The organism is Candidatus Sysuiplasma acidicola (genome assembly GCA_019721035.1).
In the GTDB taxonomy this organism is placed as follows: domain Archaea; phylum Thermoplasmatota; class Thermoplasmata; order Sysuiplasmatales; family Sysuiplasmataceae; genus Sysuiplasma; species Sysuiplasma acidicola.
This window is the reverse complement of the sequence record JAHEAA010000024.1, coordinates 1-10,578: the sequence shown is the minus strand read 5'-3', so window position 1 is coordinate 10,578 and position 10,578 is coordinate 1. Positions and strand designations below refer to the sequence as shown.

Here is a 10,578-nt window from a genome sequence, read left to right as displayed (position 1 = left end):
AGTGGAGTCAAGTTGCAAGGCAGACGTTAATGGAGAAGGCCGAAGAACTCAAGCTGACGGACCAGATAGTCTTCAGGAGCAATGTAGCGCTGGAACCGGACATCGATCGTTCATGCAATCAGCAGACTGAACTACAATGTTTCATTAGCGAGTGCTCGGAACAAAGATGAGAGGATAGCACACAGAAATGGATTGCAGCGGTGAACAACACAGGCAGTGCAGCACTCCTTCCCGGCTGCCGTCTTTCATTTCAACCTGACAAATATCCTTGAATCGGCTGAGCCTTTCGGTCTCTCAAGCGTGAACTCATCATTGAGTGCTTCCAGCAGCGACATCAGTTTGGATTTCCCGTAGGTACGTGTATCGAACGCGGGATCCAGCCGCCTCAGCGCCAATCCCATCGATGCCAACGGCGCGCGTCCTTCTTCGTTCACCGTTGCATCGAACGCCTTCATGAGGAGCCGGATTGCCTTGCTCGGCGGTAGTTTGTTGCCGCCTGCCGCTGCGGTCTCGACGCGGCTCAACTCATCGGGCTTCCTTGAGTCACTTCTGCCGGATTCTCTCTTTGCCGTTCCCGTCACATCGCTTCCCTGTGCGATTTCTCCCGACACGAGATTCTCAGTCGCGACGAATACCCTGCACGCATTGCGGAAAGCAGCAGGGGTCGCAGCCCGCCCTATGCCCATGACGAATAGACCTTCTTCGCGGATCCGCTTTGCCAGGCTCGTGTAATCACTATCGCTTGACACAATACAGTATCCGTCAACTGTTCCCTTGTGAAGCATGTCCATTGCCTCAATAATCAGAGCGCTGTCAGTGGCGTTCTTGCCTGAAACATTCGAAAACTGCTGTGCAGGGCTGAGGGCATGTTCCTGGAGCACTGAGCGCCAGGCCTGCATAGTCGGTAGTGTCCAGTCGCCGTAGACGCGCCTTATTATCGAAGTCCCGTACTTGCTAACCTCCTCGAGCATCGGCTCAATGAGGGATGCCATGGCATTGTCTCCATCTACCAGGAACGCGAGTAGTCTCGTCCTGTCTTGAGATTCGGCAAATTCGGTGCTGTCCTCCACCTTCTTGTTGACGATCGGCATCGCCCGTTATTGTCGTTATAGGCTTAAATCTCTACTCTTTGATTGATTACACAGGATTCCTAAAACACCGTTGACGTGGTTCGTATTCGAGGTTCAGCCGCCCGGAATGGAGTATGGGCCTGCAAGCGTATTGATCCGAGCGGCAACAGGCTGGAACTGGAAACGCCGTTCTAATTTTTGCCACTTTCGCCGGAGTAAAATTTGCCAGATTCGCCGGCGAATAGTTTCCAGAATCGCCGACGAATTCTTTACACCCGCTCTCGCTACGGTGAGGGGCCGGGGGTATGAATTTGCTGGAAGCAGAGGAATGGCATATGTTCAAAGAAATGCATGAGCAGAGCGTGACGGTGAGCGAGATTGCAGGATAACGGGCGCGAACATGACCATAGCCGCCGTCTGCAGATGCATCATGCGCAACTTGTGAGCAATACTTGCTGTTGGGCTGAACAGGTTTTAGCTCAGTATAAGGGAACTTCTGTCCTCTGTAGTTGATTACAGTTAAGGCAGCGTGATGAAAGTCAAATCGACATTCGGAAGAAAGGCACACTCATCACAACGGCTAGCCGCCGGCAACCTTAATATAAGGATCTGAAGTTCGAAACCAAGAAAAACGTAATGAATTCAGGACAGGGACAGGCATCATTGCGCAGGGCCATCAGGCTCCGCCACGCCGTCGCCCTCTATGTGAGCTCGGTTCTGGGCTCTGGAATACTCCTGCTCCCCGGCCTGGCGGCAATTGTTGCCGGTCCCGGCTCGCTGCTTGCCTGGGCACTCCTTTGTGTGGCAAGTGTTCCGTTTGCGTTTACATTTGCCTCCCTTTCGTCTAGAAAGCCTGAATCCGGTGGCATCTACTCCTTCGCAAAGGAGGCGTTCGGGCCGCACATCGCTACAGTCACAGGCTGGCTTTTCGGTTTGTGGGTGATAACAGGCGCGCCTGCGATAACCATCATAGCCGCTTCATATCTGGGCTATGCCTTCCCCCTCGGCAGACTGGATACACTTCTTCTCGCTTCCCTGATACTTGTAGCGGCGTTCGTGATCAACTACAGGGGAATAGTGATAAGCAACAGAGTGCAGCTTGCAAGCGTCGTCTCAATCGTAGCACTGCTTCTCGTCACCGTAGTGACATCCGCTTTTTTGTCAAAGCGGGCAACTTCAGCCCATTCCTGCCTGACGGATGGCTTCCTGTCGGGACAGCTGCAGCACTGATTTTCTGGTCCTTTCTCGGTTATGAGAATGTCTCCAATATGGCCGAAGAATTCGAAAACCCCCAGAGGGATTTCAGAAGGAGCATACTGCTCAGCGTCGGGCTCATAAGCGCCCTCTATCTGTCCGTTTCCATAGTAACTGTCGGCACACTCGCGTACAAGGCAGGTGGCAACATTGCGCCGTTCGCAGTCATGCTCTCCCATGTTGTGGGTGTTTACGGATCAACAGGAACGGCCATACTTGCAGTGTTCATCATATTCAGCACTGTCAATGCCTACACAACAGGCATGTCACGGGTATTCTACGCTGTTTCAAGAGATGGCGGTCTTCCCCGTGCCCTCGATCACATCAACCCGAGAACAAAAGTACCGGACAGAGCACTCATTGCACTTTTCATACCAATGATACCTCCTTTCATCATCTATTATGTTCTGAACGTCAGTCTGGAAACCGCACTTCTGGTGCCCGGCGGCGCTGCAATTGTTGTGTATGTCATAGGTTCTGCGGCGGGAGTCAGGATATTTGCTGCGAAGCCCGGCAAATCCGGCAAAAAGAGAATACCAGCACTGCCGGCAATCTCACTTGCAATATCACTGATTGTGCTTCCGTTCGTCGGCTGGCTTATTTTGTTCAGCGTTGCGGTCTTTGTGGCCGCGCTTCTGTACTCATATCTTGTAAATCGAAAGAGCGGTAAACCAGTCTGATTTCAGTAAGAATTTACGCCTTTTCTGCAGGTGGAAATTATATTCAACAGGACATATCTCTCAGCATGCAGGCGGCGGCCATATGAGCAGCACCATAGTCAATGGAAAGGAAAACAGTGGCTCCGGCTCAGTCGTAGCAGTCTGCAGAAGCAGGAACCATGACTTTTCGAAGGCAACAGTGGAAAGCATCCGCCTGCTTCCCGGCCTGGGAGTCGAGGGCGATGCCCACATGGGCCGAACCGTCCAGCACCTCTCGAGGATCGCAAAAGACCCGAACCAGCCGAACCTGCGGCAGGTTCATCTCATCCAGTATGAACTGCTCGAGGAACTAAGCGGGGAAGGACATGAAGTCTTTCCGGGCCAGATGGGCGAGAATATTACAACCTCGGACATAGATCTTCTGGCTTTGCCCAGAGGGACGCAGCTGTGCATCGGACACGAGGCAGTGATTGAGATCACCGGTTTGCGCAATCCCTGCTACAAAATCGATGTGTTCCAGAAAGGGCTGATGAACGCCGTGCTTCACAAAGACGATCGGGGCAATCTGATCAGGAAAGCGGGTGTCATGGGCATTGTCATTGCGGGTGGTGTTGTCAGACCGCATGACAACATAATTGTCAGGCTTCCTGACGGACAACATACGCCGCTGCAGGTCGTCTGAAGCAAGAGCTTAATCCCGCTTCCAAGTCGGTTAGAGTCTATGGATTGCGATATCCTTCCATTGTTAAAGGACGTGGGCTTCCCACATCATAATGTGATACCTTTTGTGCAAGACTCTCATCTTTGAAGCAAGAACCGCCACTGATTCTTACGCAGGGTGCCCGAATTTATATTGGGCAGGAAGTCACAAACTGCGTAACGGGCACCATGTTCCTGCCTTTCAAAGCGAATGGCATGCTGTGCAGGAGCAATGCGGAATCAGGTAATGCGCCTCACTTTACACCCCTCCTGCATTGTCCGGAGGGCAGTCAGGTGCGGCGGTTGAAGATGTCTGGTATGCATGCGATATATACGCTGTTCTGCTCCGCCTTGCCTTTCCTTGCCGGACGCCTGTTACCCTCGGCCACGACATCCGCCAGCAGCTTCTTCACCGAGGAGACAACCATGTCGAAGACATCATCGTCAACAGACCAGACGGACAGCATGAGCCTGTTCTTCCCGAACTGTTCGGCCACACGTTCCATCTCCTCATCCGTTGCATTCGCAAATTCATCCGCATACAGACGGTACTGCAGACTCATGGAAAGCAGTGCTGAACGCAGCAGTTTCCTGCCCTCGTCCGGCGTCAGCTTCTCAAGCATCCTTCTGTTCTGGGCGAACGGATCTATTGCCTTCCAGAACTCATGGTTCTGGGAGTAGTATTTCTCGATATGGTTCTTCTTCACGACCACCTCGGGTTCTGCGAGAAGTCCGTCCTTCACCATCTCGGCCACGAAGTGATAGAGGTTTGACCTTGTGACCCTGATGTGTCTGGCCATCTGCGTCACAGTCAGCTTTTCGTTCCTTGCCAGCAGAAGAAGTACGCTCATTTTTGTCGAATTGCTCAGTGCATCCAGTACGAGGTCGTACGGGTCATTCCCTTTTTCCCTTCCTTCGGCAGATGATCCAGACACATAAGTACCAATACTTCATCCAAATAAAATCATTATGTATAAATAAGATTTATATGTATGAATACATTTGCATGGTAAAGCAGGAAACATTGCACGGTGGTCAATGACATGCAGAATGATAGTGAGGAAAGACCAGGCGCGGAGAACAGAAACGGTGTGCTGACGCATGACTTCAGGCTGGTTATATTGAACGCCGGACTGTCAAGAATGGGAGTGATGGCATATGGCATTGTCGTGCTCTGGGTGACGCTTGCTCTCACACACTCAACGGTGATAACCGGCCTGGCGGATGGCATGGTATCCCTCCCGCTCTTCGCGAGCTTCATCGTAGGAGCCTACGTCGACAGGAGCCCGAGGAAGAAGTCGCTAGGTGCGGTTGCAGGCATTGCAAGGCCCGCGGCCATAGGCATATTGTTCATCGCACTGCTTGTGCACAGCGTACTGCTCATTGCGCTGCTCTTCTTCTCAACGTCCATAATCATCGGTTTCACATCAGACGTTATGAACTCTGTCAGATCCGTCTGGTCGAAGAGGTTCCTGGACGATGCAACATACAAGAAGGGAACATCGGTCATGCAGGCAGCCACAGGAGTTGCCGAAACAGCCGGATACGGCTTAGCCGGTGCAGTCCTTGTCCTCGGATTCGATGACGCATTTATCGCATTGACTGTAATCTTCATAACGGCAATGCTGGCAATCATACCCATCAGTTCTCCGCGGGAAGCAAGAAAAGAAGATGGCTCGGTCGGAGGATCTGTCAGGGAGGGACTCGGCTTCATAAGGGGGAATACGGCCTTACTTGAAATTCTCTTAATTGCTCTGCTGGCGAATTTCATATTCGGGACGGTGGGTGTGAGCCTGACCGCGCTAGTGCAGCTGGATTTCAGGCTGTCCGGCATCTACTTCGGCTCGCTGCTCTTCGTTCTGGGTGTAGCGGCGATATTTGGTTCAGTGCTCGCGTCGAAGGTGAGCGGCAGTGTTGGGCGTGAACTGACTGCAACAGTGTTCCTTGTCGGCCTGTTCATCGGACTGATTGGACTGTCCCCGTCCATCTACTACGATTACCTCCTGCTTGGCGGCATCGGTCTGCTCATCGGTATGCTGAACGTTGCAGTATCGACGCTTGCGATCAGGAAGGTGCCGGAGAAAATGATGGCAACTGTACAGGGCACTTTCAATACATTCGGGCTCGGAATGACCTTCCTTTCCGGAACAGTCGGCGGTGTGGTTATAGCGCTAACTTCAGCCAGATCGATGCTCCTGATCGTCTGTGTCGTCGCAGTCGCGATCGCGGCACTGTCACTCACATTCAAAGAGTTGAACATGACGAGGATATGAGCAATCCCTGGACCATGGACTATGGTTCTGGCCATGCTTAATTAGATGAAAGCGATCGGACTGACATGCGCGTCGTTGGCATAGACAAGACAAGAAGGAAGTTCACATCCACCGTTGCGCTTGTGACTGCGGAGTACAACGGCAGGGCGAATGTGATGGCGGCCGAGTGGTCGCTGCGTGTCTCCATAGACCCTTACCTGGTTGCAGTGTTCGTGGGATACAGAAGGGGGACGTATGCGTTGATAAGAGATTCGGGTGAATTCGGACTGAACTACTGTTCGGAAGAGCAGGCAAACCTGTCGAGCATAGCTGGCAATCACTCGATTACTGAAGGTGAGGACAAGTGGCTACTGGGAAACTTCGAGACGTTCAGGGCAGTCAGGATACGCGCGCCCATGATCGAGGGGTGTATAACGAATCTGGAGTGCGTTGTCGTGGATGAATTCAAAACTGGCGATCATGCTGCGTTCATTGGAAAGGTTGTCGAGGGCTATACTGATGACACGAAGAAACCGCTCATCTACCACGGCGGAGAATACTTCAGACTTGGAAAACACATAGAGAAGGACGGCAGTTAGGGCATTGCAGTTTTGCAGCTCGGCGGCTATATGCCAAGAGTATACGATATCACCGCAACACCGACAACTATGAGAATAGCACCAAGCACGAGATGGAGACCGAGTGTTTCCCTGCCCCGCATCGTCATGTAAGAAAGGAGCATTGTGAACAGCGGATTGGCCGTTATTATCGGTGCTACAAGGACGACGGGAGAGACCAGGAGGGCAACAAATCTAGAACTCTGGGCCAGCCCGGATGCCGTGCCGGCGACAGCCAGCATGGCTTTCCTGTTGCCCGCAATTACACCGCGCAGGCTACCTGTCCGCAGGAGGTTGAGCAGGAAATAGAAGAGCCCGGCGGTAAGGTATGCTATCAGCGCACCGTCAACCGGCAGCGGGGACCGCAGATCGGCAGCCCTTATCACAACAACGGACATGCCGACGAAGAAGGCCGCAAGTAAAGCAAACAGCAGACCCCTGCTGTCTAGCTTCTTTCCCCTGTCGTTTCCCGTTGTGACAAGCACTGTACCAAAGAAAGCGAGTATCACGCCTGCGCCGGCAAGGAGTGTCAGCGGCTCTGAAATCAGAAGTATGCCGAAAAAGACGGCGAACAGACTCTGTGAGGATGTGATCGAACTGCCCCTTGACGGGCCCAGGAGAATCATACCGGCATAGTTGAGACCGCGACCCAGTATGAAGTTCAGGACACCGGCGAGCATGAAAAGTAGTGCAGGATAGATGCCGAGTTTCCAGATGTCGAAGAACTGACCCGTTGCCAGAGATACAATGAATATCACGAGTGACGAGAACAGTATTGTCGTCAGTACTCCAGCGGACATGTGACCTGAGCTCATGCCCCTGACAATGAACATGTTTGACACTGCAAACATGAAAGCTGAAAAAATTGACAGAAACAGTCCAACCACTATATCTGACATGGTTACCAGCAGCTGTGCTCGATCAGGTTCGTGCCCGGGAGCACGGTCGGCCGGCACGACGCGAACATCCGTGCAACAATATTCGATGCATGCAGCCGGAGGCATGGAACTCATCATTCAAGCTGTTTTCTCTCTACGCCCGTTCTTGTCCCAAAGCTTCTTGTTGACTTCCGGCCAGCCCGGTATCTTCTGCACTTCATTCAGTATGAGCATGCCCTTCTTCTTCACACTGCCGTTGACGAGTCTACTGACGACATCCCACTGCTATTCAATCCAGAGACTGTTCCCGAGGGAAAGTACGTCTGCAACAGCATAATGCGCCGGAAGACTTGGTTCGCTCAAGCGTCTGAGCAGCACATTCAGCACAGTCATGCTGAAATGTTTCGCTCCTTCTTCTTTTGACAATTTGCTCAATATATTGAGTAATTTTACTCAGTTACGTGAGCACTTTGTACGATGACCCGCTTAAAGCATCTGTCCAGACTGGAACCAACACACAAGAGAGCTGTCGAGCTGCGTGAAAGAGGAGTCAGTGCGTTTCCCACCTTAACGCGACAGTTGACGTCCTTGCCTTTTGACGCTGTCTATGTCATTACTCGAATCTTGCAAACAAACGCAGTTCGAATTGAGAATTGTGGTTTGACTTATATAGTCACAAAATATTTTCATACTTACAACGGAAACTCTCAAGGTCGATTTGGACAGCCAGTTGGTAAAGAAATTCAAGGAAAAGGCCATGAAAATTTACGGCCACAAGAAGAGGTCGGTGAAGAAGGGGATGGAAAATACGCTCGGAGAGCATGCCAAGGAGGAAAAGGCAGACTGGAATAAGCTGGTCGGAGTTCTGGATTACCTGAAGGAAGATTCCGTGGAACTGCAACACAAGCTGTGGAAAAAAGCAAGATGATACTCCTGGATACAAACATCTTTCTGGAGATGTTCTTGAAGCAGGATAGAGCGGCACAATGCGAGCACCTTTTGGACGGGATATCCGAAGGCGAATTGGAGGCTGTGGTAACAAGATTTTCCGTGCACGCAGTAGAAGAGATACTCGGCAAAGCGGAAACAGCATCTATATTCCTGCGGAACCTGGAAAGAAGCACAGGGCTTGTAGTCTACGACACCGGAAATGCCGATATAATCGCGACAACCATTGTTCAGCAGAAAACAAAGCTTGATTTCGATGACGCCTTGCAGTACTTTGTCGCCAAGAAGCTGGCAGTAGACTACATCGTTTCTTTCGACAGACACTTTGATGGTCTCGATATTGAACGAACAGAACCAAGTGTGTTACTCGGAAAAGGAAATTGATACAGCACCGTTGTTCATCTGCAGCCCCCTATATGCAAAACGACATAAGAGCAGCGCCTGTTTCCTTTCCTTCTGTGATGCTGAAATTCTCTTTGTTACTGAAATGTGGAATCAGGCAGAACCGGTTGCATTGCCAAGACTCAACAGATAATTTCAAATTCTCCGGGAATGCCTGACAACGGGATATGTTAATTTCCTCATCGATAGTCCTGGATATATCTGATATTTGTTAAGTTGCGACGTTGATTTCGAAGCACAGCATTACGGGTGGTTTCACTCCACGAGTCAGATTGACTGAAGATATTGTGAGACGGGCCAAATCAGACTAATGCCAAGTATGCACTATTCCTCATCCTCAAAGAGAGAAACAGAATTAGTGCTGACTTTTTGATACAAAAAGCAAGTTACATAGAGGTAGAGGAAAACGTCAATGACACCATATCCAGGATTCAAACTCAGGGCATGACAGGAAAGTGGCATATTCCTTCCAGGAAGGAAAGCAGGGAACTGACTGACATGTATCACTTGGAATCGGAAAATAGGAAGAAGGGTGTTTAACACCAGCTGCATCGACAGTGAACTTGAATAGCTTGAGGATTGTGTTTATCTCAGCCTCTAAGAGATAGTGAGTGGTTCTCCCAGTTAGTCCAGCCGCCATCTTCTTATAGATATTTTGTTATAGTTTAGTATGTAAAAATGAAGGAAGAAATTGCTCTGACAATACTGGCGAGAATATTCAATGGAAGCTATTCTGTTCGCGAGCTTACAAGAGCGACAGGATATTCACCCAATACCGTGGTCTCCTACCTGAATGAGCTCGAAAGCAGGGGTCTTATAAAGAAAGAGAAAACAAGGAAGCTCTCAAGGGGAAGGCCACCAGTTCTTCTGAGGGGAACCGCACAAGGCGTTAAATGGTACAGAACTGCCGCAGATGCGTTATTTTACAAACTAAACTCGGAAAAAGGGGTCCTTTGGGGTCCTAGAAGTTCATTTGCCAGATTGGGGATAGCCTTCGTTGGATCCGAAGATATTCTTTCCAGGAAGCCTGTAGAAACAAGAGCGTTCGAAGTCGTTGTTGGCATATCGCCCTTGCTTTATGAGGACCCGATAATAACCACAGATGGCTCATTTATGTCGCCCAAAGGATTACTTTTGTGGGCAACAGAAAGTGGAGAACCGCGAAAGATTGCCGCAGCTGTGTCGATGATGAAATCGGGAAAAGTGAAGGATAAAGATGCTGTGGATGTAGCCATCAGGGGAAAACAGCAGAATGCAATTGGTTTTCTTGCGTCGCTCGCAGGTAAATCAGATATTTCTCGTAAGTTGAAACCAACTTCAGAGAAAGTGAAATTGCTCGCATTCCAGGGACCTCAAGATCCTGAGACACTCAGACTGGCAGACAGATGGCATGTCCTCAATCCAATTTCCAGGAACGATGTTGACGAACTGATGCAAACGTATGGGGGGAAATAAACCCCTGATCAGACCAAAAAACGCCAGCACGTTGTTGCTTTGGCTCGAGAAGGACATTTCGAGACATCTTGACCATAGAGTGAAGGCTTTTGCACACGGTGGAACAGCTCTCACTCTCCTTAACATAAAAGACTCGACCAAGGATGTCGATTTTACCTTCATTGACAAAGATGAATTTTATTCAATAGTCGGCGTCCTGAAAACAATGAATTACAATCCAACCAGAGACTTCAAGACAGGCTAACGGGACGTGTACACCTTTTGCTGTAAATTTCAATAGACCCTGTACCTTCACTCTTGAACATTAGGAGTGTTTGAGAATGGAAGCACAGGGCATAGAGAAT

14 protein-coding genes are annotated in these 10,578 nt (G+C 50.3%); 9 read left to right on the top strand and 5 right to left on the bottom strand.

What is annotated here, in order from left to right:
* Positions 1-245 precede the first annotated feature (245 nt).
* Together KIS30_09295 and KIS30_09290 are read right to left on the bottom strand one after the other, a co-directional pair.
* Entirely contained in the window at positions 246-1,091 is an 846-nt protein-coding gene (locus KIS30_09295; protein ID MBX8646933.1) for an NYN domain-containing protein, read from the bottom strand.
* 680 nt (positions 1,092-1,771) lie between these two features.
* Positions 1,772-1,939, bottom strand: coding sequence for a hypothetical protein (locus KIS30_09290; GenBank protein MBX8646932.1), 168 nt, complete (start codon positions 1,937-1,939; stop codon positions 1,772-1,774).
* Between the two features lie 66 nt (positions 1,940-2,005).
* On the opposite strand from KIS30_09290, the gene KIS30_09285 reads away from it, so the two are divergent.
* Positions 2,006-3,004: an APC family permease gene (locus KIS30_09285; protein MBX8646931.1), complete on the top strand. Its 999-nt coding sequence runs from the start codon at positions 2,006-2,008 to the stop codon at positions 3,002-3,004.
* 82 nt (positions 3,005-3,086) lie between these two features.
* Complete coding sequence (locus tag KIS30_09280; protein MBX8646930.1) at positions 3,087-3,665, top strand: MOSC domain-containing protein; 579 nt, start codon at positions 3,087-3,089, stop codon at positions 3,663-3,665.
* Positions 3,666-3,972: 307 nt separating this feature from the next.
* Here the strand turns inward: KIS30_09280 and KIS30_09275 are convergent, their stop codons facing one another.
* Positions 3,973-4,617, bottom strand: coding sequence for a helix-turn-helix domain-containing protein (locus KIS30_09275; protein MBX8646929.1), 645 nt, complete (start codon positions 4,615-4,617; stop codon positions 3,973-3,975).
* Between the two features lie 108 nt (positions 4,618-4,725).
* On the opposite strand from KIS30_09275, the gene KIS30_09270 reads away from it, so the two are divergent.
* Together KIS30_09270 and KIS30_09265 are read left to right on the top strand one after the other, a co-directional pair.
* Positions 4,726-5,955 carry an MFS transporter gene (locus KIS30_09270; protein MBX8646928.1) on the top strand — a complete coding sequence of 410 codons (1,230 nt, stop codon included), beginning with the start codon at positions 4,726-4,728 and terminating at the stop codon, positions 5,953-5,955.
* Between the two features lie 65 nt (positions 5,956-6,020).
* Complete coding sequence (locus KIS30_09265; protein MBX8646927.1) at positions 6,021-6,533, top strand: flavin reductase family protein; 513 nt, start codon at positions 6,021-6,023, stop codon at positions 6,531-6,533.
* Positions 6,534-6,559: 26 nt separating this feature from the next.
* Here the strand turns inward: KIS30_09265 and KIS30_09260 are convergent, their stop codons facing one another.
* Together KIS30_09260 and KIS30_09255 are read right to left on the bottom strand one after the other, a co-directional pair.
* Positions 6,560-7,450, bottom strand: a complete 891-nt coding sequence (locus KIS30_09260) for a DMT family transporter (GenBank protein MBX8646926.1) — start codon at positions 7,448-7,450, stop codon at positions 6,560-6,562.
* 264 nt (positions 7,451-7,714) lie between these two features.
* Positions 7,715-7,855, bottom strand: a complete 141-nt coding sequence (locus tag KIS30_09255; GenBank protein ID MBX8646925.1) for a hypothetical protein — start codon at positions 7,853-7,855, stop codon at positions 7,715-7,717.
* A gap of 304 nt (positions 7,856-8,159) precedes the next feature.
* Here KIS30_09255 and KIS30_09250 point away from each other — a divergent pair, with 304 nt between their 5' ends.
* From KIS30_09250 to KIS30_09230, 5 genes are all read left to right on the top strand, one after another.
* Positions 8,160-8,357: a hypothetical protein gene (locus tag KIS30_09250; protein ID MBX8646924.1), complete on the top strand. Its 198-nt coding sequence runs from the start codon at positions 8,160-8,162 to the stop codon at positions 8,355-8,357.
* 35 nt (positions 8,358-8,392) lie between these two features.
* The gene (locus KIS30_09245; protein MBX8646923.1) at positions 8,393-8,761 is read left to right on the top strand and encodes a PIN domain-containing protein; all 369 of its coding nucleotides are present in this window, start codon (positions 8,393-8,395) and stop codon (positions 8,759-8,761) included.
* A 387-nt stretch (positions 8,762-9,148) separates the two neighbouring features.
* A complete protein-coding gene (locus tag KIS30_09240; protein ID MBX8646922.1) occupies positions 9,149-9,319 on the top strand; it encodes a hypothetical protein in 171 nt (56 codons plus the stop codon).
* A gap of 138 nt (positions 9,320-9,457) precedes the next feature.
* A complete protein-coding gene (locus KIS30_09235; protein ID MBX8646921.1) occupies positions 9,458-10,234 on the top strand; it encodes a winged helix-turn-helix transcriptional regulator in 777 nt (258 codons plus the stop codon).
* Positions 10,221-10,478: a hypothetical protein gene (locus KIS30_09230; protein ID MBX8646920.1), complete on the top strand. Its 258-nt coding sequence runs from the start codon at positions 10,221-10,223 to the stop codon at positions 10,476-10,478. The genes KIS30_09235 and KIS30_09230 overlap by 14 nt, the downstream gene beginning before the upstream one ends.
* Positions 10,479-10,578: the final 100 nt, after the last annotated feature.

What these genes read in the sequence shown, in the direction of transcription:
- KIS30_09295 (MBX8646933.1), bottom strand. Translation starts at nt 1,091, where the DNA reads ATGCCGATCGTCAACAAGAAGGTGGAGGACAGCACCGAATTTGCCGAA.
- KIS30_09290 (MBX8646932.1), bottom strand. Translation starts at nt 1,939, where the DNA reads ATGCCACCGGATTCAGGCTTTCTAGACGAAAGGGAGGCAAATGTAAAC.
- KIS30_09280 (MBX8646930.1), top strand. Translation starts at nt 3,087, where the DNA reads ATGAGCAGCACCATAGTCAATGGAAAGGAAAACAGTGGCTCCGGCTCA.
- KIS30_09270 (MBX8646928.1), top strand. Translation starts at nt 4,726, where the DNA reads ATGCAGAATGATAGTGAGGAAAGACCAGGCGCGGAGAACAGAAACGGT.
- KIS30_09265 (MBX8646927.1), top strand. Translation starts at nt 6,021, where the DNA reads ATGCGCGTCGTTGGCATAGACAAGACAAGAAGGAAGTTCACATCCACC.
- KIS30_09260 (MBX8646926.1), bottom strand. Translation starts at nt 7,450, where the DNA reads ATGTCAGATATAGTGGTTGGACTGTTTCTGTCAATTTTTTCAGCTTTC.
- KIS30_09235 (MBX8646921.1), top strand. Translation starts at nt 9,458, where the DNA reads ATGAAGGAAGAAATTGCTCTGACAATACTGGCGAGAATATTCAATGGA.
- KIS30_09230 (MBX8646920.1), top strand. Translation starts at nt 10,221, where the DNA reads ATGGGGGGAAATAAACCCCTGATCAGACCAAAAAACGCCAGCACGTTG.